The organism is Mycobacterium sp. RTGN4 (genome assembly GCF_033804635.1).
Taxonomy (GTDB): domain Bacteria; phylum Actinomycetota; class Actinomycetes; order Mycobacteriales; family Mycobacteriaceae; genus Mycobacterium.
In genome coordinates, this window is the sequence record NZ_JAPZLB010000005.1 from 429,201 (window position 1) to 450,396 (window position 21,196).

Sequence of the window (21,196 nt, forward strand, 5' to 3'; positions counted from 1 at the left end):
GCGCGCCGCCTAGGCTTCAGCTACCAGCCGATGTGCCAGTGGCTTTGATGACGCCGGGTTCTGGCCTGTGTAGAGGTTGCGGTCAACCACGACGAATTCACTCCAGGGTTCAGCGGCCGCACCGTAGAGCCCACCCTCCGCCTTGAGCCGATCCGCCAGAAGCCACTTCGCGGCGTCGGCATAGCCGACTTGGGCCTCCTCGACGTTGCTGAACGCGGTTAGCCTATAGCCAGAGAACAGCCAACCGCCCTCGTCGTTGCGCGCCGGCAGCAGTGCGGCCGGGCCGTGGCACACCGCGGCGACCGGCTTACCGGATTCCGTGAAGGACCGCACTGTCGCCCCGAAGCTCTCTGACATCGCTAGATCCTCCATCGGCCCGTGCCCGCCAGGAACGAACAGAAAGTCGAAGTTGCCCGAGTCAAGAGATTCGAGAACCTCTGTGTTGCTGAGGTTCTCGGAGATCGAGGCGATATAGTCGGCGATCGCCTGTCCGGCCTCGGCGCTACCGCCATTCATCTCTAGACTGTAGCCGGCCTGGTCGGCAGTAGGGGTGACTCCGCCGGGGGTCGCAATGGTGATGTCGAAGCCGGCGTCGGCGAATACGCGATGCGGTGAGGCCAACTCCTCGGGCCAGTAGCCGCACGGATGCTTGCTACCGTCGGCCAGCGTCCAATAGTCGACGCCGGTAAGCGCGATGAGAACAGATCGCATTGGTACAACCTCACTATTCGGTTGGGTAAAAGAGGAAGCGGCGCACGTGCACGATGCACGTGTCGACGCGAACAGCCGCGCCTCATTACACGTCGATGGATCGCCGCCGTGACAGAGCCAGGCGACGGTCGCGGCGGAATGGGCAACTGTTCGGCAGGAACCCGATATTGCGAACGGTGCGTTAATCCCGTCGCCGTGTGAAACACCCGTTGCCGTGGCAGGACAGTGTGCACTTTCATGGGCCGACGCGCTCGGCTATCGAACCGTAGCCGCCGTACACGACCGTGTCGGTCGTTGGCGTAGACATGTTGCGCGACAGTGCCGATGGCGTCGGTCAACATTTGACATCACGCGTTCCCGCCAGCCCCGTAAGTAGCCAGTGGGCAGGGTAGCCATTGGCACGTACGAAGCGCCATGTCCTTCAGCGGTACGCCGCGACTCGCTGGCAGTCCAAGGACGGTGGCAGCGCACCCCTAATGGCGCCGTCAGCGGTCTGACGGAATCGGGTGTTATCAGCGAGGGCGCCGGTTGGCAAGGCGAAGGGGAGTCCTGGCCCATGGGTAGCAGCGGTTGTCCACGTCGGCGAGCGTGTAACGGATGTCAGATGTCTAGCCCAGGCTGACACCGTCATTGGCGATCAATACCCAGAGTTAAGCGCGGGTTCTTTGGAGAGATCGCGCCCGTCGCCGTCGGTGTTCTGCGAGAAGTTGAGGGTGCCGGTCTGTCAGCGAGGAGCGGCGGTAGGTGCAATTGGTCAATTGCGGCACTCTTCGCAAACCCCATCGACCAGTAGGTACCGCTGAAAACGCAGGAAGCAGTTTGAACAGGCTTGCTCGCGGGCGGCGCGGCGGTCGCAATTGCAGCGCTTGCACCGTGGACAGAAGGGCTGACCGCACTCGTCGCAGGGATACCCCCAAACGACCGTGGTCGCGCCGCAGCACGTGATCTCCGAGGACGGGCGTTGATCGAACTCGCGTTGCTCGTCAATGTGGAGTTGCTCTGCTCCCCAGATATCGAGGACTGCGAGGACGGCGACTATCCAGCGGCCGTCGCGCACCGCATCGGCGTAGTAATCCTGGCGAGTTCCCCACGGTGTCTCCCAGAAAGTGCGGCGAGTCAACGTCGTTCCTGGCACGACGGCCAGGAACGGGTGACCTGCGGGCACCCTGTGCCCTGGCCAGGGAAACGCGGTGGGCCACCCGTCCTCAAAGTCGGGCCTCACGCTGGCGTAAACGACGTCTGCGCGCTGGTGGTCGATGATCAGTACGGCCCCGCAACACGGTAGGCGCCTGGCGAGGGCGATGGCGCACACCGGTCGACTGGCGTTACTGCGGGAATGGAGTTGGAGCACCTGTTCCGCGCGGACAGGATTGGCGGCGGTGACTGTGTCGATCAGTGCATCCGGCAGAAGCAATCGCTGTGCGATTCTGTCGCACAGGGTTTCGAGCATGCGGGCCGGTTCATCTTGATCGGCGAGCCAGTCGTACAGTTGGTCGCATCGCTCTACGAGCCAGTGCGCCAATTCGTGTGCGAGAGTGAAGTTTTCGCGCTTGCTCGAATGCGTGGGAGCGTAGAGGATGACTCCGTCCTGCAGAAAGGAAACGCCGTCACATGCTCCACCGTCGTTTCGACGTTCGGTGAGGTGATTCACCGGCGTCACGGTCAGTCCCAGATCGTGAATGATCGCATCGGTCGGAGCAGCAGCGAATCGGTTGCGTGTCGTTTGATCCAGCCCGCCGAGGGCCAGGGCGGTTGCGCTGTCAAGATCCATTCTTGGGATGCTGCCCTTCCTCGAGAGCAGTAATGAGCGCATCGAGTGAACGCAGCATCTGTTCTTCGTTTGGACGGTCTCCGCGGTGAACCGTTGCAAGCATTCGTGATTGAAGTGCAGAGGAGGCGAGCGCGTGCGACATTCCTTGCAGTCGCGACCAACGACTAACGAGGCTTTCAAAGCGTGGAGATTGCGATATCGATAGTGTCGCGTGCAATTCTTCCGGCGTTCTTTGATCGGCAATTAATTGCTCTGATTTTGCGCCGATGACGTCGGCGATGGCCCTGATCAGCGCAGGGGAAACATCCATTGCCGACTGGACTTCCCATCTGAAAACATCGCGAACGCCGACGTTCCACCCGTGGGCCATCAATCGTTCTGCAATATCGCTGGGCTTCAGGCGTGCTCTTTTGCGAGCGCGGGAGAGCGCACGCGAATCGAGGCTTACCTGTGGATCGGGAATCAGCCCGAGCATCGCTGCAATGGGATCGGCATCCAAAGCTGGCGCTTCGTGGCCCGCTTCCCAAATCAAGTCTGCAATGTCGATCAGGGAAAGGAATTCGGCGCGATCATTCTCCGACCAATTTGCAATGATAGCCTCGCGGTCCTGGCGCATCTTGTGATCGAGAAAGTTTTCAAGGGCCCGGTCGTAGTCGTCGTCGCTCATTCGCTCCCTCCTCTCCGTCCGATTGCATCTCTCAGTATGAGGATCGTGGCCTTGGCTATCTGACTAACACGGGCTGGCGAGACGCCGAGCTCGATCGCAACTTGCGCTCGAGGCCGATCGAGCGCCAAGTACTCCCAGGCAACGAACCGCTGCTGCGAATTCAGCTTCTTGAGGTGTTGGCGGAGCTGCGCTGCGGTGCGTTGGCGATCGACGGCGTCGACGATGTCGTCAGCGTCGTGGCCGGGATCGACGGAATCGTGTTCTTCGGCTAGTTCAGGTCCCGCATACCGCACGGCGGCCGACTCGACCATGTCGAGTGCTCGGCGCCGCGCCGTTCCCACCAGCAAGGCTTCCCAGTTGCCGACGTCATTCGGTGGGGTCTTCATGAGCGACACCATCGCGGCCTGCACAGCGTCGTCGGCGAGATCGGCGAGTCCGCGGCCGCGCAGGGTGGTAGCGGCGACCCTATGCATCGCGTTGCGATGCCGGTGATAAAGGGCCGCCCAGTCGGGTCGTGCAGCACTCACCCCGGTACCCCGGACGGAGCCTCGTCGCTTCGTTCCGTCACTTGCCGTCCCCCTTCGCGCGTCCCGGCCGGTGCGCGCCTGCTCGTCAACTAGTAGTCGATGCATCCGACGATCCGGTTAGCAGCACGGGACGTGTCGGCTCAGGGTGCGCGATCGAACGACCGCGCGTGTACAACGTGAAGTCCGCACACCCATCTTCACCAGCGCTTTTGCGCCCGGCCTAACCGAATAGCCGGTGCGATCGACTACCCATTGAGTGCGAGATCCACAAGCTCGTCGGACCGCACCAGAAAGGAGGTGAGGACCATGGCCAAGAACACGGGCCACGGGTACCGAGCGGGTGCGGTCACGGGCCGAAGCGAGTTCAAAGTTAAACAGACCTGGTACAAGCGCGATACCGCGACCGGCCGCATCCTGAACGGCAGCTCGAATGAGCACAAGGGCGTACGCAACGAGAAATAGACCTGTGGCCTGCCGGCCGACGTTCCGAGTCGGCTGGCAGCCATGAACCGGTCAACATAGCTCCCAACGAAGGGCTGAGAAACATGGCGCTTGGCGACGTCGGCCGCCGCATGTTGTGGGTGCGCGCCGGCGGGCGGTGCACACTCTGCAAGAAATACCTCTTGGAGGGTGACCTCACGCCCGTCGAAGTGCCACTCGGAGAAGGCGCTCACATCGTCGGAGCAGTCGACTCGCCGAAGTCGCCGCGGGGCGAAGATCCGCTGCCCGTCGATGAACGCGACAGCGTCGACAACATCATGCTGGCCTGCTCGAACTGCCACAACGAGATAGACCAGCAGCTTTCTACGCGACTGATCGATGCGGACTTCCTGCGAGAACGCAAGCGCAAGCACGAAGCCGACATCATGATGCAGACCGGATTGGTAAAGGACCGGCGCACCGCCGTACTGCGTATGGCCGGCGACATCCGCGGTGACGTCATGGAACTGCCGCGCCACGCCGCGGCGGAAGCGGTTATCCGGTCTGCGCACCGATTCCCGCTGTTCCTCGAGTCCTACGACCGGCAGGGCATCGAGATTGACCTTCAACGACTTCCCGGTGAGAATCCATTGAGCTCCGACTACTACCGGCTGGCCACCGGCTTGATCGACGCCGCCATCGAGACCCGGGTCCAGCCAGGCATCCGCAATGGCGACATTACCCACATCAGCCTCTTCGCGATTGCACGACTTCCTCTGCTGATCTACCTCGGCTGCAAGCTCGACGACGGCTCACCAGTTGACGTCTACCAACGCCATCGGGCCACCGATTCCTGGACCTGGCCCCAAACCACCGACCCAGGAACGGGATTCGTTCTGACACACGTTGCTAATGCCTCGGACTCCGCCGAGGGGCTGCTGATCACAAACCTATCCGGAACCACACCGGTTACCGACTTACCCACCGAGCTGGCGAACCTCCCGACATGGACCATCACGCCCAGCAGCGGACCGGCTGAAGACGTCTTCGGTCACCCCGCCGAGTTGGACCGCTTCGCCGACACGGTACGTCGGTACTTCACCGATCTCGAGGCTACCCATAAGCCGCTGCGGACGCTGCATCTCATTGGCGCGCTGCCACTCTCGGGAGCCCTGACCTTGGGACGCATTCTCAAATCCACGCACCTACGACCGGCCGTCGTCACCTACGACCGCACCGCGGACGGTTATCACCGAGCATTGGAGGTCTAACCCATGCCCACCGACTTTGACGCACACTTCCACGCCTTTCTCGACAGCACCGTCAACCTCAAGCAGTACCGACTCGAGCAACTGGACGCGCGCGTGACCGCCATCACCAACGCATTCATTAAGGACGCCGAGATGGGCGAACGCTACAAGGAACACTTGCCACAGGGATCGTGGGCACACCGGACCATCATCAATCCAGTCAGCGACTATGACCAATTCGACGCCGACATCCTCCTGCACCTGGAGCAGAATCCGGACTGGAACGACGACCCCAAGCGCTACCTGCAGCAAGTCCGGTCTGTGTTCAAGCGCAGCAGTACTTATAAGGACAAGCTCGTCCGCAAGAACCGCTGCGTGCGCATCTCCTACGCCAACGACTGCCACGTCGACGTCGTCCCGGCGATCACGCTCGACGACGGCCGGCAAGTCATCGTCTGCTACGGCGACAACGTCTTTGAAGACACCAACCCCGTCGGATTCGCAGACTGGATGAGAGAGCGTGACGACATCACCGGCGGCCAACTACGCCGTGTGATCCGGCTGCTCAAGTGGTTGCGCGACTTCAAGAACACGTTCAGCTGCCCGTCGGTCATCTTGACCGTCATGTTGGGCGGACGCGTGCACTTCTGGAACACCGAATCCACGTACAGCGACGTTCCCAGTGCTCTGGTACATCTGCTCGAAGCCCTCGACGTGTGGCTCGCCACCTACCCCGGCAGTCCGCCGCTCGACGATCCCAGCTGTCCCGGCGTCAGCTTCAGCCACCGGTGGGACGACCCTGTCATCATCGCCAACTTCAAGCTGAAGATCGCCGACTACGCGCGCTGGGCCCGCGAAGCATATGACCTCCAGGGCGTCGACGACGCGGGCGCACTGCAGGCGTGGCAGAGACTCTTCGGATCGGAGTTCGCCGCCGACGAGGTCAAGGAAGCGCGAAGCCAGATCGTCGCAGCCAAGGTCATTCAAGATCTGTCTCGGCGCACCACCACATTGCGGGGTACCGAGATCGCCATGGGCGAGCAGTTCATCGAGAACCGTTACACCATCGGCCCCTTGCGGTACAGCGCCACCATCGAAGCCAAAGTTCGGGGTTCTCTGCGCCAGTCCTTGCTGCGACTGCGACGAGTCGTTGGCCGCGGCCAACGATTGCGGTTTCACCTTCGCACCGACACACCCGAGCCGTACGAAGTGATGTGGAAGGTCCGCAACCGCGGCCCCGATGCTGCTCGAATTCCCGGCGGCCTCCGCGGGCAGATTACACAGGGCGGCAACGTAAGTCGAAACGTCCAAGACGAATCGACCAGCTACCGAGGGACACACTACGTCGAGGCTTACGTTGTGCAAGACGGCATCGTCGTCGCCAGCGATCACCACGAAGTCGTCATCGGTTAGCACCGACCGTGTCAGTCAACGCCCCGACTGACCTCGGCTAGGGCGACGTGGCCAAGAGGCAACGGAGTTCCTCTTAGTGCAGGATGACCAGGGAAGCCATCGCTATGTAAACGGTCCACTTTCGAGCTCGGCCGCTGACAGAATCGGCACTGGATAATTGAATTGTCACCGCATGCGTTGACAACGGCGGCTCCAAGGACTTTTCAGCAAGCTGATGGAAGAGTCGAACTGGCAGCGTGAGCTCCGTCGCGGCCACGGCCAAACACGTCGGCAGTGGGGCCAGATTGCTCGACGCATGGCGCTGTTGGATCCAGAGTTGTTCTGATCTACTCATGTCCATGACCGGCGAACAACCGCGATGGAGTGTGTCAATTGGGTACCGCTCGCCCAACTGGTGGACCGAGAACGAAGGGCGCGGAGAGAGGTACCTTCAAGTCTCCTCCGGAGACTCAAGCAGGCCGCACCTCACCAGCGAGCCGGTCAATTGGGACGAAATAGGTTTGTCCCCACGGTGGTTTGGCGACGACACAAGCGAATGCGTCGCTGCCGTTCAACCGAAAAACGTCATGAATCGTGGATCAACCGAATGGGGCCGATTTCTTTTGGGCGTGAAGCAGCGGGACGAGACCGCGTTGGTGATCTCGATGATTGGCGGCCCGGAGGAACAGCAGGGCATGTTTGGTGAGTCGACTGCTAGCGTCGACCTCCCGGGCACCGCATACACATCGATCGGCGGACCACGCATCACATTGGCGTCGACCCCGACGCTGACGGACGGGTTAGAGAAAGCAGATCGCGACCTCGCGCTGCGGGTGGCGAACATCCGTCAGCGCGACGCATCAGAGCCCTGGTGGTCACTGCACATGAGCGGCTCCTACGTCGCGTTCGGCGGCCCCGGCCCCAGCAGGCAGATGGCGCCAGTAGGCAGCTTCACCCCGTTGCTGACCAGCGCAGCGGGGGAGGTCGTCGCTGGCGTATGGGTCTCTGACGATAATGCGGTTCGGCATTACGTGATTCCATGGATGCCGTCGTGGACGTCCGTGCTCAATTGGCTGAGCCATGATGCGATACCCGCGTACGTCCCAGCTGCGAAACGTCGTATTCACGCTCGGATCAACGAGGAACCGGATCTCCAAACCACAAGGGAGCAAGCCGCGCTCGCCGAGCTTTCTCAACTCGAGAATGATTATGCGGCCCGGCGAAGCCACCTCGAACAAGCAGTTGGAGACGCGCGGGCTGAAGCGGACACGCTCAGGCATGACTTGTTATACGGCTCAGGCGACATCCTTAAGGGCGCAGTGCAGAAGGTGCTTGAAGATGCGGGACTAGTTGTGGACGACATCGACGCCCTCCTGGGCAGCACGGGCAGCACTGACTTGCTGATCACTTCTCACGGCCGCCGTCGGCTCGTCGAGGTCAAATCGGTATCGGGCGGTGCATCGGAGAGCCTCGTCGCCGACGCCCTTCGCCACCTCAACACGTGGCCACAATTCCGACCCGACCTCATTGTCGACGGCATCACCTTGGTCGTGACTTCACAGACAAAACTGCATCCCCTCAACAGAAGTCAAGCTGTGTACACGCGTCGGGAGTTCGTTGAGTCGCTCAAAATACCTGTGGTGGGCATATTAGATCTTTTCAACGCGTGGCGCACAGAGGACTTCGACACGACTCGGAATCTGGTGTCAGGATTGCCGAACGTTGTTCCCCACCCGGCACCACCCAGTGTTGCCGCCACCGGTAGCACTGCTCCGCCGAGGTCGAATCGAGGGGGATGGCGGCGGTTCTTCGCTCGGACATAGCCTCATTCGGAGAGCAGCGCACGGATTGTTCAGGCCACCTAGGTCTTAGGTCATCTTTTATTCATCGGTTATACGCCGGAATCAACGGGAATCCGTGATAACAGACCGGCATTGCTCGGACATGAAATCGGTTGCAGCGCAAGATGAGTCGCGAGTGGTTGGCTATTTATGGAGAGCGACCAAATTCGAATCCGTTGGTCGAAGCGTGTGGGTACCGGCTTCTGCGCAAGTCATCAGCTGGCATTCACATTGTCGCGGTAGCTCGGCCATCGAGCCGACATCTCGTTCTCTTACTGTTCGTTGATGGCCACCGATCTTGATGCATATCAGCGGCTGGGTGATCTAGAAAAGCCATTCGAACTGAGCGCGAAAGACGAACGCCGCCAGCAGGATCGACTTCGCTTGCGTGACTCGATGCGGTGTGATGTCAGATCGTTGACGTACGACCAGTACAGCGCTGGCGCACCGTGCCCCGGATGCGGTCTCCCGTATGTGGATGCCGAGCCCTTCGATTTCAAGGGCACCATGAACCTCTCTGACGTTGGACGGTTGCGCTACGACGCCGAGCAGTCGCGCTACAAAGCGGATCACGGATCGTGCGGGTCGCACCGCCATGGCGTTTCAGGCTCGCTGACCATGCATTGCGGCAAGTGCTGCCCGCCACCGCCCATGTCGCCGGCACAGCGCGAGCGCATCCGCGCTCTCATGTCGCACCCAACTGCTCCCCACGATCTCATGATCTGGCGACTGCGCCTCTATTGCGGCCACACACTCGACCGCACCGCTCACCGAAGCCACACCACCGTGCAGTCAGCGTTTACAGGCGCCACCAGATGTCTCGAATGCGGCTGCGACCCAGCAACGGTGGTCGACGCGCGAGCAATCGGCCTGGCCGCCCAGCCGTCACAGCCCGCACCGTCTCCGGTCGCGCGCAAGCCGACGCGTGCGCAGCTCTTGAGGCGGATCGGCGAACTCGAAGCGGAGGTTGCCCGGCTGCGCTCGGACTAGATCCGGCCCACAATTTCGACGTGGCATTCGACACCCCGCTCAACGACCGTCAGGTCGACGTTCTGCGCTGGATCCATGACGGCTGCCCCGACGGGCGATGGCCAGACTTCACCTTCAAGACCACCGCAGCCGCGCTGGCCTCCCGTCGGCTGGTGACGATATCCAGGCGCGGCGGCGTCTGGAGCGCCGCCATCTTGGCCGCCGGCCAGCATTACTTGACCAGCGGTCAATACCCGCCGGGTCATTGGGCTACCAAGTCGCGCCAGCGCCCGCAAAATTCGACGGCTCCGGGGAGTCCAAGCAGCGTTGCTCGCCGGCCGGTCGCGCCGCCACACAACGGCACCGCACCACCGAAGCCCAAGGCGCAATCTGCCAGTCCGGCGCGCGAACTCGTCGCCGAGGTGATCGCCGCTGGCGGCCAGATTCACCGCCAGTCAAAAGACGGGTTGAGCAGATACGGACTATTGGTGGCCGCAGTCAACCGGCACCGCCTGGCACCAGAAGGCAAGCAGCTGACCGCAGAGATGGGTAGCCCTTGGGGCAACGTGGTGATCGCGCTGGAGGACGCACCGTATTGGTTGACCACGCCCCCAACGGAGGTCGTGGAGGCGACACGCATCGGCGGGTGGCACCCAGCGCTCGCAAGTCTGCGGGAACGGGATTTCATGAGCATGTCGGCGCCATCGGAACGCCGGATGCTACGGATCTTGCAAGCACTGGCGACCGAAGCGACCGCCCGCGGGCATCGCATCGAACCCACCAGTCCAGGTCGCCGCTACCACCATCGACAATCCGAGGCCGGACACATTGCAATCGGAATTCGCGACCACCGATACACCCTGGCCGTCTGGCAAAAATATCGCGAGACCCCGCCTCCTCGGTGGGGCAGAGAACCGAAGCGCCCGGGTCCCGAAGTCGGGAATTCCCTCGCCCTCGGGCTGATGTGGGAATCAGGGGGTCGTTCCGGCATCAGCGAGTCGTGGTCGGATGTCCCAGCCAAGCGGACGGCGGTCGAGAGTCTGCTCCCAATTGTGCTGTGGCAGCTTGAGCGTCGTTCGCAGCAGGCCGACCGCCGACGCGAACGAGAGCGACTGGCAGCTATCGAGCATGAGCGGCTGCGAGCCGAAGCGGAGCGTCAGGCCCACATGCTCCACACCGAGAATGCTCGGGCGGACGTATTGCGGGACCAGCACGCACGTTGGCGTGAGGGGCTGCACCTACGCGAGTACATCGCGGCAATGGATCGCACCATCGCTAGCCTGCCGAATGGTGCCGATCGGTCGGCCGCTGCGCAATGGCGCGCGTGGTGTAGCGAATACGTTGAGGGAGTGCTCGATCCGCTGGCTCAGCCACTGGCGATGCCCACGATTCGAGAGTGGACTCGCGAAGAAAGACAGTCGTTGGAAACACGGATACTTCGCCAACTTGAACGGGCGAAGCCGCGCGCTGATCGGTGAAGCTGGCCTTCGGAGGCGCCGACGGCCTCCGACGGCGTCGCCCGCGGTAGAAGTTGCCGCTCCAAATTATCCGGGGCCGAGAACAAAGACAGGATCAAGGTATGACGCAATCAGGGCGACCTGGTCGTCGAGGTTCTCCTCGCAGACGGCTTCGAGATGCTCCTTGCGACGCCATACGGCCCATTTCGCTTGTGCGACTGCGCCGTATCCGACGAGGTGCGGTGCAACGGATTCGAGCGTGACGCCGCGGTAGCGCGCGACAGCCCGAGCAGATCGGAGCAGTTCAGCGGAGTCGATGCCGTGGCGGCCAAGCTGGACGATGTCGACGTAGTCACGCCAGCGGGTGCTGGTAATGCCGCGTTCGAGAATGGTGACGCCCTTCTCGGCGATGGTGGTCTCGGGTGCGTAACCGAGGAGCGTGATCGGGTCGCCGAGTATCCGGTCGATGGTCACCTGGCGTGGCGGCGGGACGATGGGGTCTCCGGTGGATACATCCCAGACCGCGGAGCCTGTCCACGGTCCGATCGACGCGTTGACCCGCATGCGTAAGGCCGGATAGTCGGCGTGCTCGCGGATCTCCTGCACGCTGATCGTGTCGAGGTCGAAGGTCACCCCGTCATTGGTGTCGACGGCGGCGATGTCTCGGACTACGAGGGTGAGGTGCTCGGCTGTGACGTTGGCGCGCAGGGCGTTGGCATCGACGTCCTTTGTCGGGCGCCGTACTCCGTAGGCGGCGAGCAAGACTCCGCCTTTGAGCACGAAATCGCCGGCATGGGTGGTGCGGGTGAGCCGGTGCAGGAACGATTCGAGGACGTGCCGAATCAGATACTCCTGCGTCGGTGCGCCCGACCCACTCTTCGCGGCAGCGGAGCGCGCGACGGATTGAAGCCGGCGGAACACGGCATCGCCGGAATTCATCCCAACATGTCCAGTGCCTGCAGGACTGGGGATTTCGCCCGCGGCAGCTGCGACGCGATCGCGATCAGCTTGGCTGGTTTGCCGCCTCGGCGCAGCCACCCGCGCAGCGCGTCGCGCGCGAGTTCGTATCCGATGTCGCCGCGGAGCCGGAACGCGTCAGCGATCGACCGCTCGGGGGAGTAGATCCCGATCGTTTGGGTCGACCCTGGGATCGCGATCTGGTCGCGGCCCAACTCGAATGTGGACCGGTCGAAGTGATGCCACGCGATCGCCCCCGTGCCGGCGGGTGTCCTCGACCCGCGGGGGATGGCGACATCCAAGGCAGCCGGGATCGTGTCGGTCAGATCATGATGGGCGAGTGCTGAGGTCAGGCAGATCGTGGCATCAGGGCGTCGCGTCGCGGCCTCCATCTGATCCCAGTCGACGGCCGATGCCTCCGCGGGCAAGTAGATGCCGCGGCTGATGCGGTCCAATCTGCCCGCGCGCGTGGCACGGTAGAGCGCACTGCGGGACAGGCCGGCCTGCCCCGCAGTGCTCGGCGTTAGGGCTTCCACAACCGCCACCTCCTCTCATCGCATGATACGAAACGTATACAGATAAAGCTACCTGTAGACGTTTTGTGTCGCGTGGCCTTTTCGGCAGAGCATGCCGCGAGCGGCCAAAAGTGGGAGCACGCGAGCACGAAGCTAGCCCCGGCCCTCGTTGTTGTGATCCACGCTCGAGCCCTTGGATTGTGAACGGATTTGTGAACGAAACGCTATGAAATAGGGGAGAAGCGACTATCCAGCGCGAAACGCGCAAGACCCTCTACCGCTTATGAACTGCACAAATGCGACGAGCGCGTTTGGGTGCAACGCCGGGCCACTAGCCCATAGCTTGGAGGTCGCGGTGCCGAACTCTTGTGCAACGATCGTGATCGGTAGACGAGCGAGGTCGAACGGTAGGAACGCCCATGACCGACGCGATTGTATTGCGGAGTAATCAGTTGAAGGTTGTTCTTTCGACAAGGCGAATTAACGTTCGTCTGGCGGAGTCGTCAGGATCTCATCCTCCAGCCATTCGTTGGGAATGAGACGCACACCTCCGCGCCAACGATGTCTCACTGCGTCCTGAAACCACGCCTCGTCAACGAGGTCGGCGTGATCGCTGACGATGATCTGCATCCGCGGCGCTAGCGACTCGACGACGTCGCGCATGACGATGAACATGGCCAAAACGGCGGCGTGGTCTGCGTCACCGATGATTCCGTCGTTCTTCGCAGTGTCCGACGGATAGAAGGCCTGCGTCGGCTGATCGATCATCAGAAATCGCGGCACAGGTCGATCGTTCTCGACGAAAAACCGATGGAGCGCAAGGTGGGTTGCGAGGTGGTACCCGATCCAGTTCGCGGCGCTGCCGATGCGCTGGAGTGGCAGAGGCCCGTCGCTCGTGTCCGTCACGACGGTTAGGTTTGCGAGGTCAAGACGCACACCGTTCTCGACATGCTCGAGCTCGAGGCGCCGAGCCAACGCGGTCATGGTGTGGCCGACGATGTTCAGCCGAGACAGCAGCTGCTCGCGGTCCTCATCTGGGTTGAGCTCTGAGAGCAGTTGTGTAACTCGCTCATTCGCCATTTCCAGGTTGCGGCGAAGGCGTTCCAGTGAGCCCCCACTGCTGTCGGTGATCACTCCGAGAAGGGCCGCAATCCGGCCGCGGGTGTAGTTCCTGGCCGCATCCGCTTCGCGCTGAGCGCGTGCGGTCTGGTCGGCGGAATCAAGGGCAGCGACGGCGGCCTCCACCGCCACTAGGTCTTGCCGGACGCGGTCGGCGGCAGATTCGAGGGCGATGAGTACCCGTCGGCGGGACTCTGGGGCGGCACCGAGCAATGTCAGATCATCCCGCAGCGTCTGCAGCCGCTCAGCGAGTGCTGCCACCGTGGGATCGGGTTGCTCCAAACCCGAGCCGCACATCGGACATTCGCTGTTGGCAGACTCGGCGCCGTCACCTATTGCCGGCAGAAGATCAAGGCTGGTCAGACGACCCGCGTGCAGTTCAACTGCGCCTTCGAAATCGCGTTCAGATTCTGCCCTGTCCAGGAGTAATGCGCGATCGTCCATGACGGACCCCAGCTGACTTCGCAGCTCGCTTCGTTGGCGTAGCAGTCGTCGTCGGCGGTCCTGCAGTTCGACCGAGCCTTCTCCTGCGTCAGCGGCAGCTGTGGCGCCCTCGCCTCGACCACCATCAAGCTGATCGCGAGCTGCGGCGTGGAGTGCGCCAATGATTTGTGTGCTCTCGGTCAGATCATGCTCGGCGGTCAGCCCGGCGGTGTATGCCTCGGCGAGGAGGCCGCGGAGGTTGGCCTGTACTGCTTCAGCTTCTTCCTCGGCGGTCTTCAGCGCAGCTTCCGCGCGGCGCTGTGCCCGGTTGGCGTCCCTGAGCGCGGCCTTCTTCGCTGCGGCGTCCACGGGCACGGCTCCGAGGAAATAAGGGATCGTATCTTTGAGGTGTTGTGCGACAGCCCATTCAGCTTGCCGGTGAAACAACAGGTTCTGGTTTGCGATCTCGCCTTGATCCTGCAAGCAAAGCCACGCGGCGTGGCCTAGGTGTGCCTCGAAGGGGGTCTGGCCGACGCCTCCGCCGCGGGGTTCGATGATGTTCTCATCAATGCCGATTCTCCTGCCGATCTGGCGGCGGACACTGGCACTGTCCGCATTCACGGTCAGGTCGCCGAAGTCGAACAGATCCATTGTGCCGCCGCCGAACTCAAGCATCGCTAACTCGGTCGATTGCTGCCCCTTCGGCGGTGCGGGCCGACCCACGAATGCCCGCGGCCCGTCCGAGGCTTCCGTGAGCTGCCAAAGTGATCCGTACCACGCGACGTGGTCAGCGATCGGACCCGCGGGGGCGAGGTAATCGTCGCGCCCCAAGCAGAACTCGGTGATGGTGAGAAGAGCGCTCTTTCCGGTCTTCGACTCGCCGGTAACGATGTTCAGCTCTCCGGGGTTGAATCGCACGTCGCGGCGACCGAGGCCACCATGCCTATAGAGGGCCAACGCGAGTAGCTGCACCGGATTAGACTCCCACACCGAGGAGCGCAAATGCGGTGGCTGACGACTCGATCTGAGTGAACCACCGCCCGACGAAGCCGGCCTTCCTGACGATCTCACCGATGTCGCCGATCGCGGCTGGCGTGCGGGACCGCAAGTGGCCCGCGATGTTCGTTCCATCCAGCTCGATCGTGCCGGAACGCAAACCGAACCGTAGGCCCTCGCGAACTGGTTCGACCAGTGTCTTCGCCCGCGCGCCGAATCCCGCGGCGAGGACTTCATGGGCCGCAACCCACTTGGCGAGATGGGAGTTGATGCGCACTGGAAGCGCAGTCCGCGTGTCACGGTGGAGGACGAGCGGGACTACGAGGAATGACATCTCGAAGGGCATGAGGCTGTCACCTCGGCTCTCGTATTGCGACGCGGCCGCAGCTATGACAGCGGCGATCAACGCCGGATTCAACAGGTCGGCCACGGCGGGTGTCCGCTCGCTCCACTGCTGCATAACCGTGGAGCTTGTCATGCGTTGCAGCAGTTGGTGTCACTTCACGTTGCCAGAGACAGCCGCGTTGCGCGATTGATACGGATTGCGCTGTGCGCGCACACGGATTGCCGCTTAGGCGCGCTCGAGAAGGAGCTTTGCCAGATGTTCCTCGAAATCCGGGTGCCAGCCGATTTTCTGGAGATCGGCCAGCTCATGTCGTTTGCCACGAGCGTGGAACGGGTCGCGAAATCTCGTTCGAATTGAGAGGGTCGAATCGCTCAGAACATGGAGAAGGTTCCGTCCGGCCTTGCGTTTGTCGTCGTCACTGGCGTCTGCAGGCAACTCCGTGCACATGTGGTCGAACGCCCGCTCCCACTCGTCTACCAGCCGTTTAGAGAACTTCTCCAGTTCGTCGTAGTCGACGAGGTGCACACTGAGCCACCGCGTGTCCTGAAGGTACGCCTGTTGGTAATCAAGGATTGCTTTGTGCAGCTGACGGGGCAGCACTCCGAGAATATTCAGCTGGTGAATATAAGGGCGGTCGCCATGCTGGAGTAGGACTGCACTGGCATCGATCTCATCCACATCGACCAGAACCGGAAGGTTATCGCGGGTGAATTGGTCGCGGATGCGTTCGATGGCGGTGAGCATCTCCTCCACCGGCACAGGGTCCCGCTTACCCATGAGCATTGCGAGAGAGGTTGCTGTCCACCAACCCCAGACCTGATCGAGATACACGGCGAACTGTTCAATCGGCGCACCCGGACGGAGACGTTCGGACACCTCATTGGTCACACCGTCGATATCCGCTGAATGATCAGCGACATATATGCGCCCGACGAACGCCAAGCGTTCTGCAGGCGTCAAATTGAGGAACTGCTCACGGGCCTTCCTGGTTTCTTCGGACGTGGAGTTGCGGGCGGTGTTCTCAAGCTTGGCAAGCGCGGTGGTGACATCGCGATCCGTGTCCCTGAGAAACGAAGCGGCCGAACCGGAGCCGGCGCTGCTGTTCGTGATGAGCGTGAGGATCGGGCCGTACGGGTCTCCTGGTCGTCCGTTGTCCATCCATACCCGGAGCGTGCGCCACATGTCGTCTGACGCATCGGTCAAGCTGCGCAACGACGAGACGTGCAGCTTCAGTTGTTTCAGCTCGGCTGGCGTGCCAGCTTCTTCCCACGCGATGTCGTCATGCATCTCGAGGGTTAGACTCCGGCCCGGGTCGGTCGTGCGCGCTCGTAGCAGTTCCATTAGCCCCCAGCGTGTTTGGTGAAGGTACCCGAGGACGCTGGCTGCTGCTGAGTGATCCGCCGCCGACGAGGGTTGGTCGCCCATGGCATCCGTCCTCCGCCCCTCTTCCCGATGTGTGCCGTCCCGAGAATACGTCTCTAGTGTGTCAGCGTTCGACTCCAGCCAGCCAGTTTCGGCGAAGGTACCCCCGATCGTTGGGCCTGTGCGAGTCAACCGCGTCAATAGCCGCAGCAGCTGAAGAGTGGCAGACATCCGGCCCCCGCTGACCACGCGCCATCAAGGCGTACTTGGGGGAATTGACGTCAGTCAATAGTGGGGTTAGACGCGTCGGACCGATTTGCTTGTCCCCCACGGGAGGTAGCTTCCATCTCCATGTCCGCCTTTTCCGGCCTCCTCGCCACTCTCGCCGTGGATCCTCGCATGAGAGGCAAGCAGTTCGAGCACATCTGCCGCTGGTACCTGATGAACGACCCGCAGTACCGGAGCACCCTCCGACGAGTATGGCTGTGGGATGGCTGGCCCGGCCGGTGGGGTGCTGACGCCGGGATCGACTTGGTCGCCGAAGACCAGTTAGGACGGCTTTGGGCGATCCAAGCGAAGGCGTACGACGCTCAGTACGCCGTCACGAAGGCCGACGTGGACACGTTCCTGGCGGAATCTTCACGCGCCGTGTTCTCTTACCGACTCCTGATCGCCACCACCGACCGGCTCAGTCCGAATGCCCGGCGCACGATCGACGCTCAGGAGAAGGCCATCGGCCTTATCGGGCTCAGTGACCTGCTCACGGCCGCATTGGACTGGCCGTCCGAGCCAGGGCAACTTCGGCCCTCATCACCGCCGGCCCCGGCGTGGCCGCATGAGTACCAACAGGAAGCGATCAATGACGTGATCGCCGGGTTGGACACCGCCGACCGGGGCCAGTTGATCATGGCATGCGGTACCGGCAAGACTCTCACCGCGCAGTTCATCGCCACCGCGCTGGACACGCAGCGCACGCTCGTTCTGGTTCCGTCGCTGTCGTTGCTGAAGCAGACGATGCGCGTGTGGCAGGTGCAGGCCCGGCAAGGCCTAGAGGTCCTGCCCGTCTGCTCGGACGAGACCGTGTCCCGCAGCGACGATGCCCCGGTGGAACACGTCAGCGAACTGGGCCTGCCGGTAACCACCGACCCCGCCGAGATCGCCGCGTTTCTCCGAGAACAATCTGGCCCGCGCGTCGTGTTCTGCACGTACCAGTCATCGCAGCGGATCGCCGAGGCGTTCTCTCTCGGCCCGACACCTGCCTTTGACCTCGTCATCGCCGACGAGGCGCACCGCTGCGCCGGTCAACAAAACTCGCCCTTCGCGACGGTGCTCGACGGTGACCGGATCAAAGCCCGCCGGCGACTATTTATGACCGCCACGCCGCGCTTCTTCACCGGCAGGGTTATCGACGCCGCCAACGCGGAGGATTTCGAAGTCGCCTCGATGGACGACGAAACCAAGTTCGGCCGAGTGTTTCATCGGCTCGGATTCGGCGAGGCAATCCGCCGCGACCTGCTCACCGACTATCAGGTGGCAGTCGTCGGTGTCGACGACGCCACCTTCCGCTCCTACGCGCACGAGGGAACTTTGGTTATCCGCGACGGTGAGGGAGTCACCGACGCCCGGTCCCTTGCAGGGCAAATCGGTCTGGCTAAGGCGACGAAGAAGTACGACCTTCGGCGGGTCATCAGCTTCCACTCTCTGGTGGCGCGCGCTAGGGACTTCGCCTCGGACATGCCCGCGGTGATCGCATGGATGCCCGCCCCGCAACGCCCCGACGGCGGGTTTTGGTCCCGGTACGCCTCTGGCGCGATGTCGGCCGGCGAACGCCACGTTCTCCTGCAACAGTTGCGTGGCCTCGGCGACAACGAACGCGGTCTGCTCGCCAACGCGCGTTGTCTTGCGGAAGGCGTGGACGTGCCCACGCTCGACGGAATCGCGTTCATCGACCCGCGGCGATCCGAGGTGGACATCGTGCAAGCCGTTGGAAGAGCGATCCGCAAATCCGACGACAAGGTGATCGGCACCATTGTCATCCCAGTGTTCGTCGACAGCAAAGCTGATCCCGAAGCCGCACTGGATGATTCGGTGTTCAAGTCCGTCTGGGACGTGATCAAAGCTCTACGGGCCCACGACGACGATCTAGCTGAGCAGATCGACACGCTGCGCCGCGAAATGGGCCGTCGCGGCGGTGTACCGCGTCTGCCGAACAAGATCCACCTCGATGTTCCCGTGCACGTCGGGCAGGATTTCGTCCGCGCCTTCGATGCCCGTCTGGTGGAGCGGACCAGCCCGCCGTGGGAGTTCTGGTTCGGATTACTACAACGGCATGTTGACGACCACGGAACCGCGCAGGTGCTGCAGACCTATGTCACCGAAGCTGGTGAGCGGCTCGGTTCATGGGTCACGATCCAACGAAGCCTGCGGTCGAAGAACCGACTGAGTGCGGTCCGCCAAGAGCTTCTGGACATCCTGCCCGGCTGGAGCTGGGACCCGAAGGCCGACCAGTGGGAGGACGGATTTCGGCACCTCCGCGAATACGTCAACGAACACGGCACCGCCGGTATTCGCGACGACCACGTCGACAATGACGGATACCGCCTGGGCAAGTGGGTCGGCAAACAGCGCACAAAGTGGGCGACCCTGCCCGGCGACCGCAAGAATCGACTGCAAGAACTCCCTGGATGGACCCTCGATGCCCGATCGGCGTTGTGGGAGAGTTCATTCACCGCGCTTGCGCACTACGCGCAGGAGCACGGCGACGCAACCCCGCCACGTGGGCTACTGGTCGACGGCATCGATCTGGAGTCGTGGGTCCGGCGGCAGCGGCGCACCTGGGACAAGCTGACGGAAGAGCGGCGGGAACGCCTGCAGGCTTTGCCCAGTTGGACACTGAACATGCTCGACGACAAGTGGGATACGGCCTATCAGTATCTCGTTGACTACATGCAAGCAACCGGGAGTGCGCAGGTTCTGCAGTCGTATGTCACCGACGACGGTTTCCGATTGGGTAAGTGGGTCAGCGTCCAGCGGCGCACTTGGGACAAGCTCAGCGAGGACCGGAAGCAGCGACTCACGCAGCTTGCGGGATGGACGTTGGATGCGCGAGGTGATTGGTGGGAGGACTGGTTCCGCCGACTCGAGGAATACGTGACTGAACACGGCGACGCGCGCGTTCCCCAGCAGTTCGTCTGTCTGGATGGTGCCAAGCTCGGGACCTGGGTCGCGAACCAGAAATCGACTTGGGCGTCGATGTCCGACGATCGTCGGCGGCGGCTGGAACAACTACCGGGATGGACGCTGGACAGTCGAACCGCGTTCTGGGAGGACGGGTTTAGCCACCTCGAGAAGTATGCGATGGACCACGGCTCAGCGCAGCCGCCGAGCAGTTACGTAGTTGACGGCTTCAAGCTGGGTATCTGGGTGAACACGCAGCGGCAGAACTGGTCGACGCTCGACGACGAGCGGCGTCGTCGCCTGGAGCAGCTTCACGGCTGGACGCTGAACACCAATTTAGCGCTGTGGAAGAACGGGTTCGAACACCTCACAGAGTACGTCGAGGAACACGGCAACGCCCTGGTGCCGGCCGAGCACATCTTCCGAGGGTTTCGCCTGGGCCAGTGGGTGGCTGTGCAGCGATCCGGTTGGAGCAAGCTGAGCGACGACCGGAGGCGACTGCTCGAGGCGTTGCCCGGATGGGCGGTGTCCGTTCGTGAGACCTGGTGGGAGCAGGGCTACGCGCAACTCCACCGGTACGCCGACGAGAACGGGCACGCACGCCCGCCCCAGAGCTATACCACCGGTGAAGGAGTCAAGCTCGGCTCATGGGTGGCCTCGCAGCGGCATAGCTACGCCAAGGGGGCACTGAGCGGAGAGCGTATGGAACGGCTGGACGCGTTGCCGGGATGGGAATGGAGGCAGCGATCCGGCCTAGAAGGTCAGCGAGAAGCGTGGTAAGCGCTGCGTCATGCCGCGCCGCCCAGGCCGTCTGGACTTCGGCAACCATGCTGCGCGGGCCCGGCAGATGACTTGGCTACAAGTACTGAGATCAAGACATCAACGTTGTGTCGCCAGCGGTCGGCGTCGATCGGGGGGTCGAAGCGCTCGGACTCGAAGTAAATCGAGTAGCCGTTGACCTCGAGTTCTTCACTCATCATGTGGCAATTCTAGGCTCACGCGGTGCCGCGGTAACCGACAAATATTGAAACGTAGAGCCGTGTTTGTGCGCGCAGGGTTCCCTATCCGCGCAGCCATCTTTGTTCTGTCAATGGAACGATCGTGCCGGTGGCGGCTTCGGGCTGCGGGGAGCGCGCACCGACCCTAGCGGAACCGGTGCCCGCCTCGGAATCGGCAACACTTTGGTGTCGACCGTCGCGTAATTCCCCCGGGGTGTCCGTCACGTAATTCCGCCACCCGGTGGGCCTCGGTGTAGGTCTACCGGGTGGGTTTGGTGTTGTCTACTGGCGCGCTAGC

17 protein-coding genes are annotated in these 21,196 nt (G+C 62.5%); 7 read left to right on the forward strand and 10 right to left on the reverse strand.

What is annotated here, in order from left to right; translation table 11 throughout:
* Window positions 1-9: 9 nt before the first annotated feature.
* From SLQ30_RS14095 to SLQ30_RS14110, 4 genes are all read right to left on the reverse strand, one after another.
* Complete coding sequence (locus SLQ30_RS14095) at window positions 10-711, reverse strand: type 1 glutamine amidotransferase domain-containing protein (RefSeq protein ID WP_319446895.1); 702 nt, start codon at window positions 709-711, stop codon at window positions 10-12.
* A gap of 754 nt (window positions 712-1,465) precedes the next feature.
* Window positions 1,466-2,482 carry an ImmA/IrrE family metallo-endopeptidase gene (locus SLQ30_RS14100; RefSeq protein WP_319446896.1) on the reverse strand — a complete coding sequence of 339 codons (1,017 nt, stop codon included), beginning with the start codon at window positions 2,480-2,482 and terminating at the stop codon, window positions 1,466-1,468.
* The gene (locus SLQ30_RS14105; RefSeq protein ID WP_319446897.1) at window positions 2,472-3,149 is read right to left on the reverse strand and encodes a hypothetical protein; all 678 of its coding nucleotides are present in this window, start codon (window positions 3,147-3,149) and stop codon (window positions 2,472-2,474) included. The genes SLQ30_RS14100 and SLQ30_RS14105 overlap by 11 nt, the downstream gene beginning before the upstream one ends.
* Entirely contained in the window at window positions 3,146-3,676 is a 531-nt protein-coding gene (locus SLQ30_RS14110; RefSeq protein ID WP_319446898.1) for a sigma-70 family RNA polymerase sigma factor, read from the reverse strand. Before SLQ30_RS14110 ends, SLQ30_RS14105 begins: the two co-directional genes overlap by 4 nt.
* A 306-nt stretch (window positions 3,677-3,982) precedes the next feature.
* On the opposite strand from SLQ30_RS14110, the gene SLQ30_RS14115 reads away from it, so the two are divergent.
* The 6 genes from SLQ30_RS14115 to SLQ30_RS14140 all read left to right on the forward strand — a co-directional run bounded on the left by SLQ30_RS14115 (window position 3,983) and on the right by SLQ30_RS14140 (window position 11,026).
* Window positions 3,983-4,138 (forward strand): hypothetical protein, encoded by a 156-nt coding sequence (locus tag SLQ30_RS14115; protein WP_319446899.1) that lies wholly within the window; start codon window positions 3,983-3,985, stop codon window positions 4,136-4,138.
* An 83-nt stretch (window positions 4,139-4,221) separates the two neighbouring features.
* Window positions 4,222-5,367, forward strand: coding sequence for an SAVED domain-containing protein (locus SLQ30_RS14120; RefSeq protein ID WP_319446900.1), 1,146 nt, complete (start codon window positions 4,222-4,224; stop codon window positions 5,365-5,367).
* Between the two features lie 3 nt (window positions 5,368-5,370).
* Window positions 5,371-6,759: an SMODS domain-containing nucleotidyltransferase gene (locus tag SLQ30_RS14125; protein WP_319446901.1), complete on the forward strand. Its 1,389-nt coding sequence runs from the start codon at window positions 5,371-5,373 to the stop codon at window positions 6,757-6,759.
* Window positions 6,760-7,367: 608 nt separating this feature from the next.
* A complete protein-coding gene (locus tag SLQ30_RS14130; RefSeq protein ID WP_319446902.1) occupies window positions 7,368-8,561 on the forward strand; it encodes a hypothetical protein in 1,194 nt (397 codons plus the stop codon).
* Between the two features lie 303 nt (window positions 8,562-8,864).
* Window positions 8,865-9,569: a hypothetical protein gene (locus SLQ30_RS14135; RefSeq protein ID WP_319446903.1), complete on the forward strand. Its 705-nt coding sequence runs from the start codon at window positions 8,865-8,867 to the stop codon at window positions 9,567-9,569.
* A 20-nt stretch (window positions 9,570-9,589) separates the two neighbouring features.
* Window positions 9,590-11,026, forward strand: a complete 1,437-nt coding sequence (locus SLQ30_RS14140; protein WP_319446904.1) for a hypothetical protein — start codon at window positions 9,590-9,592, stop codon at window positions 11,024-11,026.
* A 66-nt stretch (window positions 11,027-11,092) separates the two neighbouring features.
* Here the strand turns inward: SLQ30_RS14140 and SLQ30_RS14145 are convergent, their stop codons facing one another.
* From SLQ30_RS14145 to SLQ30_RS14165, 5 genes are all read right to left on the reverse strand, one after another.
* Window positions 11,093-11,944, reverse strand: a complete 852-nt coding sequence (locus SLQ30_RS14145) for a nucleotidyl transferase AbiEii/AbiGii toxin family protein (RefSeq protein WP_319446905.1) — start codon at window positions 11,942-11,944, stop codon at window positions 11,093-11,095.
* The gene (locus SLQ30_RS14150) at window positions 11,941-12,498 is read right to left on the reverse strand and encodes a type IV toxin-antitoxin system AbiEi family antitoxin domain-containing protein (protein ID WP_319446906.1); all 558 of its coding nucleotides are present in this window, start codon (window positions 12,496-12,498) and stop codon (window positions 11,941-11,943) included. Before SLQ30_RS14150 ends, SLQ30_RS14145 begins: the two co-directional genes overlap by 4 nt.
* A 459-nt stretch (window positions 12,499-12,957) precedes the next feature.
* Window positions 12,958-14,937, reverse strand: a complete 1,980-nt coding sequence (locus tag SLQ30_RS14155) for a DUF3732 domain-containing protein (RefSeq protein WP_319458319.1) — start codon at window positions 14,935-14,937, stop codon at window positions 12,958-12,960.
* 58 nt (window positions 14,938-14,995) lie between these two features.
* The gene (locus tag SLQ30_RS14160) at window positions 14,996-15,493 is read right to left on the reverse strand and encodes a three component ABC system middle component (protein ID WP_319446908.1); all 498 of its coding nucleotides are present in this window, start codon (window positions 15,491-15,493) and stop codon (window positions 14,996-14,998) included.
* Window positions 15,494-15,586: 93 nt separating this feature from the next.
* On the reverse strand, window positions 15,587-16,702 hold the full coding sequence (locus SLQ30_RS14165) for an ABC-three component system protein (protein ID WP_319446909.1): 1,116 nt from the start codon (window positions 16,700-16,702) through the stop codon (window positions 15,587-15,589).
* 420 nt (window positions 16,703-17,122) lie between these two features.
* Between SLQ30_RS14165 and SLQ30_RS14170 the strand changes: the two genes are divergently transcribed.
* A complete protein-coding gene (locus SLQ30_RS14170; RefSeq protein ID WP_319446910.1) occupies window positions 17,123-20,680 on the forward strand; it encodes a DEAD/DEAH box helicase in 3,558 nt (1,185 codons plus the stop codon).
* An 8-nt stretch (window positions 20,681-20,688) separates the two neighbouring features.
* On the opposite strand, the gene SLQ30_RS14175 is transcribed toward SLQ30_RS14170, so the two are convergent.
* A complete protein-coding gene (locus SLQ30_RS14175) occupies window positions 20,689-20,877 on the reverse strand; it encodes a hypothetical protein (protein ID WP_319446911.1) in 189 nt (62 codons plus the stop codon).
* Window positions 20,878-21,196: the final 319 nt, after the last annotated feature.